We start from the raw sequence: 15795 nt of genomic DNA on the forward strand, positions 1-15795 counted from the left end.
AATCACGCGTAAATTGATTCTTATCAGTTCTTTTACGATAACCATTAAAATTAAATCGAATACCATTAGGATCTAGGTAATAATCATCTTTTTCGTTGTAATACCAATTCATGACCTTACGGTCATCACTTTTCCATTTACGACTTTGTTCTTTTAACATTGTTCCATAGGGAATTAAAGGAATGTGATTAGTTAGTTTATCTTCCATAAAACGATAGTTACTTTCAGATCCATAACCAGCATCGGCAACAATATATTTACCCAAACTATTATTCTCAATTTGTTTATTTAAGAATGGAGTTAAAGTACGAGTATCAGTGGGATTTTGATAAATATCAAAATTAGTTATGAATTGTCCACTAGTAGCAATTTGTAAATTATAAGCAGGTTTAAGTTGTCCATTTAACATAGGATCTTCCTTAATACGCATAAAGGTAGCATCATGATCAGTCTTAGAATAACTATTAAGATTAGCAAATATTTTATTGGTTTCTTGGTATTCGATTTGCTTATCTTTACGAAAACGAAGTTTTCTTTTAATGGATTTTAACTTACGACGTTTTTGTTTATTGGGATTAGGTGATACTTTTTTATTCTGTTTAATTTGATAATTTAAATCAGCTAAACAATTCTCTAAATGGATAATAATTTCATCTAACTCACTTGTTGAAATGTCAGAGTTATCTGGAAGTTTACCTAAATATTTAACATCATTCATGTCATGTAGTAATTTTATAATCGCTTCGCGATTTAATTTATCAAATCTGATTATATTTTTACGCCAAACAAAGGAGTACTTATTAGCATTAGCCAATATTTTAGTTCCATCAATAAACGTTATATCATCAATGTGCTTATTTTTTCTTAAAACATTAACTATACTCGACATACATTTACTAATTAAATCTTCTGCTTCATCGGAAACCCTAAAACGACAAACTGTTCGATATGATGGAAAAGAACTATGTGTTAACCAACGTGTAGGTAGATTTTCTTCAGCTAGTGCACTTATTTGTCTACTACTGAAAATGCCTTTAGAGTAGGCAAATAAGGTTAATTTCAAAAGGCGACCGCAGGTCGTACTTTCTTGGTCGACCAAATATATATTTTCCTTTAAAACCAATTGTTTCAACAATTTGATCTATAATTTTAACTTGATGATTATCTTGGGGTTGCCAATTATTAATATTTAAAATATAATTACTCATTGAGATTTCCTTTCGTTGGGGGAATTTATTGAAACGATATCGGTTGTGTCGATATCGTTTTTATTATACATAAATAATGCTCGTTGGAAAACTTACATTCCAACGAGCATTATTTTTTAAGAGACTTATGTCACAGCCCCTTTTTATTTCATCATTTTTTTACTAATTATATTTAAACGACTATCAAATTCATAAACAATTGGTTTACCATTAGGTACTTCTACTTTATCAATATCTTTATCTGATATTTTATCTAGGTATTTAATTAAAGCCCTTAAAGTAGATCCATGAGCAACAATTAACTGATTATGATTATCTAATAGTTTTGGTGCAATACCATCGATCCAATAGCTTAATATTCTTTTATAAGCCATTTTTAAACTTTCACCACGCGGTTCTTTGACCCCAATTTTTTCATAGCGTAATTCGTTATCTGATTTTTTCAATAGTGGAGGTACTGCTGAAAAACTACGACGCCATAACTTAAATTGTTTTTCACCATATTTTTCTTTAATATAACTTTTTTGTTTACCTCTCAAAGCACCATAATGACGTTCATTAAGTCTCCATGTTTTATGTTCATTAATATATTCTTGATGAATCTCTTTTAAGACAATATGTGCAGTATCGATTGCACGCATTAAAAATGATGTGTGAACATCATCGAAATCAATATTCAATTCTTCAATTAATTTACCAGCATAATGTGCTTGTTCAATTCCCTTTGCAGTTAAAGGAACATCATTCCAGCCAGTAAATATTTTATCTCGATTGGCCTCACTTTCACCATGTCGCATAATTACTAAATATGACATATTATCATCTCTTTTATTTATTCTTTTAAGTCAGATTCCTTTTGTTCAAGCTGACTACCAATAAATGTTATTACAGAACCAATTAAAATTACAATAATTCCAATCCAAGTGTTTAAACTAATTTTCTCACCGATTAACATCATTGCAAGTATAGGTGCTAGCCCAGGTTTAATAAAGAACACTAATGAAGCAATTGAAACCCCTGCTCGATCCATTGCTAAAAAGTAAAAGGCAAATCCACCACCAGTAACACATACACAAATGAATAATAACATCCAAAAATAGTGAAGGTTAACATTTTGTAGTACTGGTGTATTAGCAAATGACTTCAACCATGAAACTGAATTCATAAAATTAGCAACAAATGGAATGTGGGTAATTAAAATCAACACAAATAGTTCTATAGATCCTGCCAAAAAAGTATAACAAGTTAAAGCTAATCCACCATATCCGCTCACAAATGAGCCCCAACGAGATACAATACTATATAGACCAAAAGTCAAAGCTGAACCTAAAGCTAAAGTTAAACCTAAAGGATTAGTTAGATTGGCTGGATTAACAATAATCAATAAACCAATTATCGAAATAACTAATGATATTAAACCTAATCGATTAATTTTTTCTCGTAAAATAATAAAAGCAAATAATATTGCAAAAACTGGATTACAACTAAATAAAACTGCTACAGTTGCAGCTTGATCATAAACAATTGCCAATTGATATAGCGTCATACTAAATACAACACATAAAAAACCAGTCAGGGAAAATATTCCTAGACTTTTCCATTTACTGTTATTAACAGTATTTTTATTTTTTAAAACAATTGGTAGTAAAACTAATCCTCCAACAAAAAAACGAATTAAATTTAATTGAATAGGACTAAAAGCGTTACCTACACTTTTTAGTGCAATTTCCATTGAACTAAACATAAATGTAGATATCAAAACATACAAAAAAGTTTTTTTCAAAACAAATCTCGCTCCTTATAAATTTACAAATTATGTAAAACTTGATAAACTACGTACTTAAGTGCATTTATTAGAAAAATCGTTTATCAATCAAACGATAAAATTATATCATAACCTTTATATATCTAAAAAATATCGAGAAATTTATTTTTTTTTGATAAAATGCGTTTATAATATAAATTATTAGTATTTTGACCACATTTAAATAAAAGGAGTAATGACTAAAACATGCAAAACAATAATGATAAAAATAAAGCATACTCTAGAACACAAAATAATCAACCTCATTTTAAGAAAAAAAAGCATCGTGGTGCTTGGATTGCATTCTTTATATTTCTAATAGTATTGGTACTAGGATTAATTGGTGCTTATAATGTTTATACAAATATGAAATCAGCTGCTAACAAAGCATATGAACCTGGTGTTGAACATAAAGAAAGAAATGTTTCTAATGTTATTGCTCAAAATAAGCCAGTCTCAATTTTACTTTTGGGAACTGATACTGGTGCATTAGGACGTAATGATACAGGAAGAACTGATACTATGATTTTAGCAACAGTTAATCCCAAATCAGAAACCATTCATTTAACAAGTATTCCTCGTGATACTAAAGTAACTGTTCCTGGTGACTCACAGCCTTATGAAAAAATTAATGCTGCATATTCAATTGGTGGTGCCTCCAGTGCTGTTCAAACTGTTCAAAACTTATTAAATGTTCCAATCGACTTCTTCGCAATTGTTAACATGGGTGGACTAGAACAAATGGTAAATGCTGTTGGTGGTGTTACTGTTACTCCTCCTTTAACTTTCAAATATGGAAATGCTAACGTTGTTAAGGGTCAAACCGTAACGCTTAATGGTGCTCAGGCTCTTGACTATTCAAGAATGCGTCATCAAGATCCTGCAGGTGACTATGGTCGTCAAACTAGACAAAGACAAGTTCTACAAAAATTAGTAATTAAAGGAATGAATATTTCTTCATTACCAAGATATAAAGAAATATTAAACTCAATTTCAGGTAAACTTAAAACCGATATGAAGTTTGATGATATGGTTGCATTACGTGAAAGATATGGCGATGCAACTCATCACATTAAATCACAAACTCTTCAAGGTGAATCTGCAATGGTTAATGGCGTTGACTATGAAGTACCAACACAACAAGAGTTATTAAATGTTTCAAATGATATTAGAAAAACATTAGGCTTAAGTACTTCTAATGTTTTAAACAATACTCAAGATACTACCAGCGATAATAGCGTAAATTCAACTAGCGACAATACTAATAATACTGCTGCTACATCATATTGATAAATAAAAAAGGCACCTTCGATAACTTCGAAGGTACCTTTTTTATTTATGCGGCCAAGAAGATTCGAACTTCCACCGAGATAATTCCCGACAAGATCCTTAATCTTGCGCGTCTGCCAATTCCGCCATGGCCGCTTAATAAACTACAAATAATATTATAGTCAATTTATATTAATTTGACAAATTTATTTGTAGCAAACATCAGTTATTCTCCTCTAACTGAAGCTCCATCATAATCAATTTTTAGCACTCTTAAATCGCCATCTAAATGATGACTATTCAAAATATCCCTTAATTGATATAACTCATTTTCAGTTCCAAATGTAGCAATAGTAGGACCATCCCCACTAATATAAGTACCACGAATTCCAATATCATGTGCATATTTTCTAATTGTACTTAACTCTGGCACATCTTTTTCACGATAATGTTCATGAAATTTATCTTTTTCAATCATTTCTGCTGCTTTACTCCACTCACCGCTCATAACGGAAGCAACGAATACATTAGCAAAGCTACTTGATTGAATAGCATCATCAAAATTAATTGTTTTTGGTAAATCTTGTTTAGATACTACAGAATGTTTATTAATAAACATTAAAACAGAAATATTTTTAGGCATTGATGCTTTTACAGTAGTACATCTATCACCATCAAAAGTTGAAATGGTTAAATCACCTAAAATTGCAGAAGTAACATTTTCAGGATGTCCTTCTAATTTTGCCCCTATGTCAATTTGTTCATCTAGAGATAAATTTAGGTGCCCTAAAGCATTAGCAATTTTAATACCAGCTACTAATGCAGTCGTACTAGAACCCATTCCTCTTTCCATTGGAACGTCTGACATAACGGTCAATTGATGTGGATGAATATTAGGTTCAATTGACAAAATTGTCTTGACGATGAGATTATTTTCGTCATGTGGAATATTTTTACCCAATGCATGATTAACTTGCCATTCATCCATTTCTTCTTCAACAATTACTGTATAGTATAAATGAAAAGCAATTCCTAAAGAATTAAAACCAGCACCTAAATTAGATGAAGTGGCTGGAACTCTAACAATTAACTTCTTATCCAAATAAATCATCCCCGTTTAATTAATTTTCCGTGACATTTACTACATACATAGCGATTCGTATTAATTCTTCTTTTTCTTAAATAAATTTGTCCACAATTACTACATACATATTTCAATAAATTCTTATTTTTAGGAGCAGGTGCATATCTAGAACCACCCACTGCATTTAACATTTGTTTAAATGCAACTGTATTATGTTTACCAGAATAACCTGCTAAATGCAAATGATAATGACACAACTCATGTTTTACTAACCCTACTAATGTTTGATATGAATGTTCTTCTAACATTTTAGGATTAATATCAATATTATGAGATTGAATGTGGTATCTACCACCAGTGGTTTTCAATCTATTATTAAAATAAGCCTTATGATTAAATTTTTTAGCAAAATAACTTAAAGAAATTTTTTCGACTAATAATTGCAATTCTTTATCTGTCATAATTTATCCATTTTGTGTGGGATTGATCATCGTTAACTGAATTCGACTGCGATCAATATCAATATCTTTAATCCAAACTGTAACAATATCGCCAACTGAAACAATTGAATTGGGATCTGAAATAAATTTATTACTCATATTAGAAATATGAACCAATCCATCCTGCTTTACACCAATATCAACAAAAGCTCCAAAATCAACAACATTACGAACTGTTCCTTGTAATTTTAAGCCTTTATATAGATCATCAATTGTCAATACATCCTGTTTTAATATTGGTTTAGGCATGTTATCACGAAAATCTCTACCTGGTTGAATTAGTCCTTGATAAATATCATTTACCGTTTCATAACCTAAATGATTATCATTAATAAATTGGGCAATATCAATAGAATTTAATTTTTCTTTCATTTGATTTGTTCCCATCATATTTAAATCCATATGAGTCATATTAATTATTTTTTTAGCAATTGAATAACTTTCAGGATGAATATCAGTATTATCTAAAGGATTGTCACCATCAATAACTCTTAAAAAACCAATTGCTTGCTCATAAGTTTTCTTACCTAATCTAGGAACTTTTGCCAAGGATTTTCTATTATTAAATTCACCATTTTCATTACGATAAGCAACTAATTTATTTGCAACATTTTTATTCATCCCAGAAACATGTGTTAAAAGTTCTACACTAGCAGTATTAACATTAACCCCTACTTTATTTACAGCTGTTTCAACGATGCGATCAAGTTTATTATCTAATTGCTTTTCCGGCAGATCATGTTGATATTGACCAATACCTACTGATTTAGGATCAATCTTAATTAATTCAGCTAACGGATCTTGAAGTCTTCTCCCGATACTTACTGCTGAACGTTCTTCAACATGAAAATTAGGAAATTCATCACGAGCGTTTTGACTAGCAGAATATACGGAAGCTCCAGCTTCATTTACAATTACGTAATAAATTGGCCAGCTTATTTTTTTTATGGCTTTGATTACAAATTGTTCTGATTCACGACTAGCAGTACCATTTCCAATCGCAATCATTTCAACATGATTTTTTTTGATAAAATCAATGAATTGTTTTAAGGCATGTTCGCGTTCATTTTTACTAGCTGGTGCATGGGGATAAATGACTAGCTTATCTAAAAATTTCCCATTCCCATCAATAACTGCTAATTTACATCCAGTTCTATAAGCAGGATCAAAACCCATGACTATCTTGCCTTTTAATGGAGATTGCATTAATAAGTTATATAAATTTTTACCAAAGATTTGAATCGCATGTTCATCAGCGGATTCTGTCAATTGGTTCCTAATTTCTCGGTTGATTGCGGTCTTGATAAATCGATCATAAGCATCTTGATAACTATTTTCAATAAAATTAGCTGCTTTACCATGCATATTACCATTAATTTGGTTAGATAGATATTTAAAAATTTTGTCTTTATTAACATCTATTTTTACTGTTAGTATTTTTTCTTTTTCACCACGATTGATTGCTAAAATTTGATAACTTTTAGCTTTTTTAATGGGGATTTCAAATTCATAATAATTTTTATATACTTGATCATCATCTTTATTTTTAGCAATATTTTTAATTTTACTAGTTAAAAGACCGGTACTATTAGTGTATTTACGAATCCAATCACGATATTTAGCAACATTACCAAAATATTCTGCCAATATTTCATGAACTCCTGACAAAACATCTTCTCTACTATTTAATTTTTTGTTTCTATCAATAAAAAATGTTGCTTGCTGATCAAAAGAGTCATCATATGATAATATCTTTTGAGCTAAAGGTGCTAATCCCTGTTGTTTAGCAATATCAGCTTTAGTCATACGTTTCTTTTTATAAGGCAGATATAAATCCTCGACTTTTTGTAAAGTCTCTGCATTAATAATGTCATTATATAAACGATCAGTTAATTTATTTTGTTCATTAATTAACTTGACTACTTCGTCCTTGCGATTAAACAAATTAGTAGCTCTTGTATTTTCGTCTTCAATTGAACGAATTTGTACTTCATCTAAATTCCCAGTTCGTTCTTTACGATACCTAGCAATAAAGGGAACCGTATTACCAGAAGTTAGCATAGATAAAACTGCATTAATTTGTTTTATTGTAAAATTATTTAAATTTTTAGCAACTACTTTTGTAATTTCTGAATTCAAAATGAATAATCCCCTTTAATTAAATTAACTATGAATATTATATCATTGAATTTTTTATCAAAAAAAGTAGTTGGCAATAAAAAATTGCCAACTACTTTTAATTATAAATTAAGCAGTCATCATAATCTTTTGTGCATACTTAAATACTTTTTCAATACTTGCTTGTTGTAAATCACCAGCGGCTTTAAAAGCATCATTATCAATTGAATCATCTTTGATGCTATCTACCATGTCTTGGCATCCCTTTACATAGTTAGCATATGCAGATTTTAAGTTAGAATGCATTCCTAATGCCTTAGCAGGAACGTCAGCATCATTTAATTGATCTAAATAAGTTTGATAAGTATCAGTACCATTTTGAAAGGTATCTTTAGTAGCCTTTAAATCAATATTACTTAAATCATTTTTATTCATTGCTGCTTCAAGTGGTTCATAATCTTTACTCATTTTTTCTCCAGTTTCATTAGTACCAGAAATCAAGTCTGATAATAGTGAAGCATACATTGGCATTTTGTTTTTTTTCATTATTAAAATTCCTCTCTATTTCCAAAAATCATCATAAATATTAATAGGTAAGTGACGCTTATGAGCTGTATTTTTGTAACGATTCTCAATGATTGAAGCAACTTTATCAGAAACATCCTTACCTTCTAAATAATCGTCAATATCATCATAGCGAACACCTAAAGCCACTTCATCAGGTAATGCAGGACGATTATCTTCTAAATCAGCAGTAGGCACTTTTTCATATAGATGTTCAGGGGCGTTTAATAGTTTTAAAAGCTCCTTGCCTTGACGTTTATTTAAACCAAAAATTGGTGTAATATCAGCAGCTCCATCTCCAAATTTAGTATAAAAACCTGAAATGGCTTCCGCAGCATGATCAGTGCCAAGTACAGCACCAGATTCTTGTCCTGCAATTGCATATTGCGCAATCATTCTTTCACGGGCTTTGATGTTACCTTTATTAAAGTCTGAAATTTCAGGACCATCTTCTTCAACCGCAGCAACGGCAGAATCAGCCATTGATTTAATATCAACTCTAATTACACTATCAGCATTCATAAATTTAATTGCATCCATAGCATCTGATTCATCAGATTGTTTACCATAAGGCAATCTCACAGCAATAAATTTATAGTCATTGTTCCCAGTTTCTTCTCTAAGTTCACTAATAGCCAATTGAGCAATTTTACCAGTTAATGTTGAATCTTGACCACCAGAAATACCTAAGACTAATGATTTTAAAAATGAAAACTTCTTCATGTAACTTTTTAGAAAGTTAATTCTATTTTTAATTTCTTGTTTTGGATCAATTGATGGCTTTACTTTTAAGTCGTCAATAATTTGCTTTTGCATTGAACGCATTAAAATTCACCTTTTCTATTCTTAATTTTTTCATGTACATTTTTAATAATATTCATCTTATTATTCCAACAATTTAAAGATAAATCAACTGGATATTCTTGTGGATTCAATTCACGTTTATATTCAGGCCATAATGAAGATAAAGCCTTAGTAGAGAAATCTTTTATTTCTGACAAACTAGGTTGATTATATACCAACTTTCCATCTTTAAAAATGGTTTGTAATAACGGTTTAGCATCAAAATCATTTAGGGTTTTATTAATATAAGTAAATTGAGGATGGAACATATATAAACTATCTTGTCTTCTAGGATCTTCATCACTAAATGTAATATAATCTCCCTCAGATTTTCCATCTTTCTTTTCAGTAATACGCCAAACTTGTTTTTTACCAGGCGTAGAAACTTTTTCAGCATTATTAGATAATTTGATAGTATCAATCATCTTACCTTCATCATTTTCTACAGATACCATCTTATAAACGGCACCCAAAGCCGGTTGATCAAAAGCTGTAATTAATTTAGTCCCAATTCCCCATACATCAATTTTGGCATCTTGCATTTTTAAACTGGTAATAGTTTTTTCATCTAAATCGTTTGATGCGACAATCTTAGCATTAGGAAAACCAGCTTCATCTAACATTTCACGAACTCTTTTGGATAAATAAGCCATATCACCAGAATCAATTCTAACTCCGGCAAAGTTGATTTTGTTACCCATTTCTTTAGCTACTTTAATAGCGTTAGGAACTCCACTCTTAAGTGTATCAAAAGTATCTACTAAGAAAACACAATTATAATGACTTTCAGCATACGCTTTAAAGGCCAAATAATCATCTTGAAAGAATTCTACTAATGAGTGTGCATGCGTACCACTAACAGGAATATCAAATGCCTTACCTGCAAGTACATTTGAAGTAGCATCAAATCCACCAATATAAGTAGCACGAGCTCCCCAAAATGCAGCAGAAGTTTCTTGAGCACGACGGCTACCAAATTCCATAAGTGAATCATCACCACATGCTAATCTAATTCTAGCAGCTTTTGTAGCAATTAATGTTTGATAATTAACAATATTTAAAATTGCAGTTTCAACTAATTGACATTCACAAACATTACCTTCAACTTGCATAATAGGTTCATTATTAAATACTAAATCACCTTCAACAGCAGAACGAATGGTTCCTGTAAAATGAAAATTTTTCAAATATGATAAAAATTCTTCACTATAATTACCATCTTTTCTCAAAAAATCAATATCGTCATCTGTAAATTTGATATTATTAATATAGTTAATAACATGTTCTAGACCTGCAAAAATTGCAAATCCATTTTCAAATGGCATTTTTCTAAAATAAACTTCAAATACACTATGACGATTTTGTAAGCCTTGTTGAAAATATGTTTGCATCATGCTAAGTTCATATGCATCCGTGTGCAATGTTAAATTATCAAAATTAACTGCCATATTTCACTAAATCCTCCTAATATTATCGCTTTTTATTGTCTTTTATTTTATCATTAATTAAAGAAATATTCATATATAATTCACTTTGAAAGGAAAAAAATGAAAAATAACAAAACTAATATTTTAGGATTTAATTTTTTAAATACAACTTTTAAAGATTTCCTAAATAACATAAAAGATCGAGTTAATAATAAAGAAAATACATTTGTAGTAACAGCTAATCCAGAAATTATAACTTATGCTTTAGATCATCCAGAATACAGTAAAAAAGTAAAAGCTGCTAATTACTTAGTACCTGATGGTGTTGGTATCCTAAAAGGCGCAAAAATTTTGGGTGATAATATGCCTGAAAGAATCACTGGCTATGATGTCCTATTAGACTTACTAGCTTGGGGTAATAAAAATAATAAATCGGCATATTTTTTAGGAGCCAAACCAGAAGTAATTAAAGACCTAGAAAAAATATTAATGGACAAATACCCAGATTTAGAAATAAAAGGTCTACAAGATGGATATTTTACAAATGATGAGATAATAGCTAAAGATATTATTAACAAAAAACCTGATATGGTATTTGTAGCATTAGGTTTTCCTAAACAAGAAGATTTCATATTTAAATATAAGAATAAATTAAATAGTCTGTGGATCGGATTAGGTGGCAGTTTTGATGTTTTATCTGGACATACAGATAGAGCACCAAAATTTTGGATCAAACATAATATTGAATGGCTATATCGATTAATCAAACAACCATCTCGATTTAAGCGAATGCTAGCACTACCAAAATTTATTTACTTAGTTAAAAAACAAAACAAAAAGAGTACTCATGAATAGATTCATTCAAGAGTACTCTTTTTACTATCTAAATAGAACTCAAAACGTTCTCCAACATATTGAGTTCTAACATATTCAAAGGGTTCACCATTTTGTAATGAAGTGGTCTGACGCAACAGCAAAATTGCGTCACCTTTTTTAATATCCAAATAATCAGCAATTTTTTCAGATGCTAATGTCGCAGAAACGGTTTGTTTTGAAACTTTAGGAATCAAGCCTAGTTTATGCTTTAAAGAAGCATAAAATGAATTAGTCACATCATTTTTACTTAAGTTTTGAACTATTTTTTCTGGAACCGTAGCAATTTCGAAACATATAGGCAATCCATCACCATATCTAATTCTTTCCATTCGAACAACTTTATCACTTTGTTTTATTTTAAGCTTTTCGATTTCACTCAAAGATGGTTCTAATGAATGGTAAGAAATTGTTTTACTAGAAGGTTCTTTTCCTTGAGCTAACATAATATCTGTAAAACTAGTAACCCCAGACATTTTTTCTTTCACTTTCTCATTAGAAACAAAAGTCCCAGAACCTACACGTTGTTCTAAAATTCCTTCATCAACTAAAGTTTGAATTGCTTGACGTAGAGTCATTCTACTAACATTAAATTGTGCAGATAATTCTCTTTCGGAAGGAATTCTAATCCCCAACTTCCAAGTACCATTTTCAATATTTTTTCTAATTTCATTATGAATTTGGATATAAATTGGTAAAGCCATATTTAAGCCTCCTCACAAGTTAATTATCTTGAGTGGCATCAAAACATTTATCAATAGCATTTTCAAAGCCATTTTCTTTCAATGCAAGTAGTCCCTTAATCGTACTACCACCTGGTGAACATACTTCATCCATTAAGTCGGTTGGATTAGAATCACTTTTACTAATCATATCCATAGAACCTTTAATGGATTGTGCAATCATTTTATTTGATTCACTCTTACTTAAGCCGTACTTCACAGCAATTCTGCTAAAAGTATCAGCAAATAAGTAAGCATATGCTGGTGTACATCCAACAAGCGCACCTGCTGTATTTAATTTATTTTCCGTTAAATTAATCATTTCTCCTAATAATTTAAAATTGGATAAAATGTCATTTAAGGTTTCTTCACTAACATTTTCATTATATGCATATAATAGACTACCAGCATTAACTTCAACGTTTACATTAGGAACCATTCTAAAAATAGGCAAATCATAGTCAGTTAGTTCTTCAAGTCGATTTAAGCTATAATTCCATACAATAGATAATAATATTTTATTACCTACTGATAATAGATCTCTGATGTCTTTTAAAACATCTATCACTTGGTTGGGATTTACAGACAAAACAATACAATCACTATTTTTAACTAACTCTTCATTACTGTTCATGGCTGTTAATCCATATTCTTTAGCAAAATTAATGTAATTATCCGCATGCTTACTATGAATCAAAATATCATTAGAATTAATATTTTTTGAATTTACAAATCCTTTAATCATAGCTTTTGCCATTGAACCAACACCAATAAATCCTATTTTCATGGTATATTCCCTCCGAATTTGATAATATCATAATTATAACATAAAAAAATGACTAACTTTTACAAGTTAGTCATCAAAGATTGGGCTAGCTGGATTCGAACCAGCGCATCACGGGATCAAAACCCGATGCCTTACCGCTTGGCTATAGCCCAATAATATGGAGGGGAGTGGATTCGAACCACCGAACCCGAAGGAGCGGATTTACAGTCCGCCGCGTTTAGCCAGACTTCGCTACCCCTCCGAAAGATATTAAATTAATCAACAATATTAATTTTAACATTTATAATTAATATTTGTCAATAACTTTTTTAATATTAATTAATCAAGTTATTGCGTTGGTCTCTCATAACCAACAATTAATATAATATCTAATTATACATAAATAGTCAATACTTTTTATAAAATAATTTATTTTTTTATAAAAAAATATATACAAATTAATAATATTCCTATAGATAATCCAAAAATACCTAGAATTGTAAAATAAGTTGCCGGACTTAAGTAGTAATATTTTATTATTTGAGAATTAATTGCTTGGGCACTTGCATATGATAAATATGACATTCCCATCATTTGTGATTTAAAATATTTAGGAGCCAATTTGTTAGTTACAGATAACCCAATTGGTGATATTAACATCTCTCCAATACTTACAATTCCTATAGAAATTAATATCCATATAGGATTAATAATACTATTCAAAAAGATAAGTGGTATTAACATGAATAGACATCCTAGTCCTGCAAACCCAATTCCCATAGAGAATTTAATAATAGATGAAAAATGAAATTTTTTCCACATCATAGCAAATAAAGGCGTATAAATTAATATAAATAATGGATTAATGGATTGAAACCAAGAAGAAGGAATGTGTATGTATAAGTTATTCAAAAAGATATACATACATATAGATATAAATACAAAAATAGATAAACAAGTTAATAACCTTTTAATATTCAATTTATTTTTAAAAATAAATATTGAAAATATTAAAAATAATATAAATTCTAATATATAAAAATTAACATGAAAATTATTATTTGTATTAAAATTAGCCATCATAGCAAATACTGTAGATCCTTGTTCTTCAATAATCCAAAACATAGTTGCCGATATAAAGAGAAATAAATATATCCACAAATTGTGCTTTTCTTTTGTGTTAATTTTATTACTAAAGAATATAAATAAGAAATATAAAAATGGAATAATAATTATTAATATACTTATAAAAGTTATTAGGTTATTAATATTAAAAGAACCAAGTTCAAACATTAATAATGAGATTAAAAATACTCCAATTAAACATATTGATGATTTAATTAATATATTCTTGATATCATAAGGTTCAATCGGATTAGATGGATAAATATTATAGTCATTAATATATTTGAATTTACCCCTTTGATATATCAGCAAACCAACTATCATAGAAATAGCCCCACATAGGAAACCCAAATGAAAATTAATATGTGTTCCTATAAATCCAATAATAATTGGTGAAAGTAAAGCGCCTAAATTAATGCCAGACATTAAATATGTAAACCCAGAGTCCTGTCTTTTATCATTTTTACCATATAAGTTACCTATCATTGAAGATATTGTCGGTTTTAATAAACCAGTTCCAAATGTCAAAAAGATCAATGAAAGAATTAATAAATATAAATTAAAAAATGGAATAGAAAGAAATATTTGTCCAAATATAATTAATATAGCACCTAAAGATACCGTAGATTGATTACCTAAAAAACGATCACTTATATATCCTCCAAATACAGAAATAAGATAAACCATCGATCCAAAAATCGAAAAAATAGAAGCAGCAGTAGAAGTTGATAAATTTAGGCCACCACTGCTTATTGAATAATACATATAAAATAGTAATGTCGATCTTGTACCATAATATGTAAATCTTTCAAAAGTTTCCGTAGTTATAAGTGAAGATAATCCTTGCGGTTGATTATTAGAAATATCATTACTTTTTTTCAAGTAATAATCACTCCCTTTTAACATAATTATTTTTAATTTTAAAAATATAAAAAAGCCAAATAGTTTTTAAACAATTTGGCTTTTTTATGCCGGCTGCAGGACTTGAACCTGTGACCGCCGGTTTACGATACCGATGCTCTACCAACTGAGCTAAGCCGGCAAAATTAATTAGATACTATAAAAGTGCTAACAAAAGTTAGCACTTCCTAATATACTCCGAATGTCAGACTCGAACTGACGACAACCTGATTAACAGTCAGGTGCTCTACCAACTGAGCTAATTCGGAATAATAAGCGCGGCAACTTCCTATCCTTGCAAGAGGCGATCCTCTAACTACTCTCGGCGTTTAGAAGCTTAACTGCTGTGTTCGGCATGGGAACAGGTGTATCCTTCTAGCTATCGCCACCACACTATTTATCTGAAAGAACTTCGTTCTTTCAAAACTAGATATTATTATTTCTTTAGAGAACAACCTTACTTGGTTAAGTCCTCGACCAATTAGTACTAGTCCGCTCCATACATTGCTGCACTTCCACTTCTAGCCTATCTACCTAATCATCTCTTAGGGGTCTTACTTCCATAAAGGAATGGGAAATTTCATCTTGAGGT

14 protein-coding genes, 5 tRNA genes and 2 rRNA genes are annotated in these 15795 nt (G+C 29.9%); 2 read left to right on the top strand and 19 right to left on the bottom strand.

The features are described from left to right. The 3 genes from DY123_RS07280 to DY123_RS07290 form a co-directional block, all read right to left on the bottom strand. Positions 1-1135, bottom strand: a 1135-nt coding sequence (locus tag DY123_RS07280) for a transposase (RefSeq protein ID WP_140999587.1), incomplete at its 3' end; no start/stop codon positions are given. Positions 1136-1351: 216 nt separating this feature from the next. After that, positions 1352-2023, bottom strand: a complete 672-nt coding sequence (locus DY123_RS07285; RefSeq protein ID WP_140925274.1) for a 2,3-bisphosphoglycerate-dependent phosphoglycerate mutase — start codon at positions 2021-2023, stop codon at positions 1352-1354. A 17-nt stretch (positions 2024-2040) separates the two neighbouring features. After that, the gene (locus DY123_RS07290) at positions 2041-2991 is read right to left on the bottom strand and encodes a DMT family transporter (RefSeq protein WP_108983236.1); all 951 of its coding nucleotides are present in this window, start codon (positions 2989-2991) and stop codon (positions 2041-2043) included. A gap of 228 nt (positions 2992-3219) precedes the next feature. Between DY123_RS07290 and DY123_RS07295 the strand changes: the two genes are divergently transcribed. After that, positions 3220-4302 carry an LCP family protein gene (locus DY123_RS07295; RefSeq protein WP_140934747.1) on the top strand — a complete coding sequence of 361 codons (1083 nt, stop codon included), beginning with the start codon at positions 3220-3222 and terminating at the stop codon, positions 4300-4302. 49 nt (positions 4303-4351) lie between these two features. Here the strand turns inward: DY123_RS07295 and DY123_RS07300 are convergent. The 7 genes from DY123_RS07300 to DY123_RS07330 all read right to left on the bottom strand — a co-directional run bounded on the left by DY123_RS07300 (position 4352) and on the right by DY123_RS07330 (position 10838). Further along, positions 4352-4437, bottom strand: a tRNA-Leu gene (locus DY123_RS07300). 70 nt (positions 4438-4507) lie between these two features. Then, positions 4508-5383 carry a homoserine kinase gene (gene thrB / locus DY123_RS07305; RefSeq protein WP_225426781.1) on the bottom strand — a complete coding sequence of 292 codons (876 nt, stop codon included), beginning with the start codon at positions 5381-5383 and terminating at the stop codon, positions 4508-4510. A gap of 5 nt (positions 5384-5388) precedes the next feature. Continuing rightward, complete coding sequence (locus tag DY123_RS07310; RefSeq protein ID WP_140925279.1) at positions 5389-5826, bottom strand: SprT family protein; 438 nt, start codon at positions 5824-5826, stop codon at positions 5389-5391. A 3-nt stretch (positions 5827-5829) separates the two neighbouring features. Then, positions 5830-8004, bottom strand: a complete 2175-nt coding sequence (locus tag DY123_RS07315) for a Tex family protein (RefSeq protein ID WP_140925281.1) — start codon at positions 8002-8004, stop codon at positions 5830-5832. Positions 8005-8112: 108 nt separating this feature from the next. Then, positions 8113-8529, bottom strand: coding sequence for a hypothetical protein (locus DY123_RS07320; protein WP_108983124.1), 417 nt, complete (start codon positions 8527-8529; stop codon positions 8113-8115). A 15-nt stretch (positions 8530-8544) separates the two neighbouring features. Next, positions 8545-9372, bottom strand: a complete 828-nt coding sequence (gene nadE, locus DY123_RS07325; protein WP_140925283.1) for an NAD(+) synthase — start codon at positions 9370-9372, stop codon at positions 8545-8547. Then, positions 9372-10838 (bottom strand): nicotinate phosphoribosyltransferase, encoded by a 1467-nt coding sequence (locus tag DY123_RS07330; RefSeq protein WP_140925285.1) that lies wholly within the window; start codon positions 10836-10838, stop codon positions 9372-9374. The genes nadE and DY123_RS07330 overlap by 1 nt, the downstream gene beginning before the upstream one ends. Before the next feature lie 99 nt (positions 10839-10937). Between DY123_RS07330 and DY123_RS07335 the strand changes: the two genes are divergently transcribed. Further along, on the top strand, positions 10938-11672 hold the full coding sequence (locus tag DY123_RS07335; RefSeq protein WP_140925287.1) for a WecB/TagA/CpsF family glycosyltransferase: 735 nt from the start codon (positions 10938-10940) through the stop codon (positions 11670-11672). Positions 11673-11674: 2 nt separating this feature from the next. On the opposite strand, the gene DY123_RS07340 is transcribed toward DY123_RS07335, so the two are convergent. From DY123_RS07340 to DY123_RS07380, 9 genes are all read right to left on the bottom strand, one after another. Further along, entirely contained in the window at positions 11675-12394 is a 720-nt protein-coding gene (locus DY123_RS07340; RefSeq protein ID WP_108983128.1) for a GntR family transcriptional regulator, read from the bottom strand. Between the two features lie 19 nt (positions 12395-12413). Next, positions 12414-13199 (bottom strand): pyrroline-5-carboxylate reductase, encoded by a 786-nt coding sequence (proC, locus tag DY123_RS07345; protein WP_108983129.1) that lies wholly within the window; start codon positions 13197-13199, stop codon positions 12414-12416. 80 nt (positions 13200-13279) lie between these two features. Further along, positions 13280-13351, bottom strand: a tRNA-Gln gene (locus tag DY123_RS07350). A 6-nt stretch (positions 13352-13357) separates the two neighbouring features. Next, positions 13358-13440: transfer RNA gene (locus DY123_RS07355), tRNA-Tyr, on the bottom strand. Between the two features lie 167 nt (positions 13441-13607). After that, on the bottom strand, positions 13608-15185 hold the full coding sequence (locus DY123_RS07360; protein WP_181398821.1) for a peptide MFS transporter: 1578 nt from the start codon (positions 15183-15185) through the stop codon (positions 13608-13610). 87 nt (positions 15186-15272) lie between these two features. Further along, positions 15273-15345, bottom strand: a tRNA-Thr gene (locus DY123_RS07365). 54 nt (positions 15346-15399) lie between these two features. Continuing rightward, a tRNA-Asn gene (locus tag DY123_RS07370) sits at positions 15400-15472 on the bottom strand. Positions 15473-15479: 7 nt separating this feature from the next. Then, positions 15480-15596: ribosomal RNA gene (gene rrf, locus DY123_RS07375) — 5S ribosomal RNA — on the bottom strand. Positions 15597-15664: 68 nt separating this feature from the next. Then, a 23S ribosomal RNA gene (locus DY123_RS07380) occupies positions 15665-15795 on the bottom strand; the annotation flags it as partial.

This window comes from Apilactobacillus micheneri (genome assembly GCF_006493595.1).
GTDB classification, from domain to species: domain Bacteria; phylum Bacillota; class Bacilli; order Lactobacillales; family Lactobacillaceae; genus Apilactobacillus; species Apilactobacillus micheneri.

Coding starts and splice junctions, on each gene's coding strand:
- DY123_RS07285 (WP_140925274.1), bottom strand. CDS start 2,023: ATGTCATATTTAGTAATTATGCGACATGGTGAAAGTGAGGCCAATCGA.
- DY123_RS07295 (WP_140934747.1), top strand. CDS start 3,220: ATGCAAAACAATAATGATAAAAATAAAGCATACTCTAGAACACAAAAT.
- DY123_RS07310 (WP_140925279.1), bottom strand. CDS start 5,826: ATGACAGATAAAGAATTGCAATTATTAGTCGAAAAAATTTCTTTAAGT.
- DY123_RS07320 (WP_108983124.1), bottom strand. CDS start 8,529: ATGAAAAAAAACAAAATGCCAATGTATGCTTCACTATTATCAGACTTG.
- nadE (WP_140925283.1), bottom strand. CDS start 9,372: ATGCGTTCAATGCAAAAGCAAATTATTGACGACTTAAAAGTAAAGCCA.
- DY123_RS07330 (WP_140925285.1), bottom strand. CDS start 10,838: ATGGCAGTTAATTTTGATAATTTAACATTGCACACGGATGCATATGAA.
- DY123_RS07335 (WP_140925287.1), top strand. CDS start 10,938: ATGAAAAATAACAAAACTAATATTTTAGGATTTAATTTTTTAAATACA.
- DY123_RS07340 (WP_108983128.1), bottom strand. CDS start 12,394: ATGGCTTTACCAATTTATATCCAAATTCATAATGAAATTAGAAAAAAT.
- proC (WP_108983129.1), bottom strand. CDS start 13,199: ATGAAAATAGGATTTATTGGTGTTGGTTCAATGGCAAAAGCTATGATT.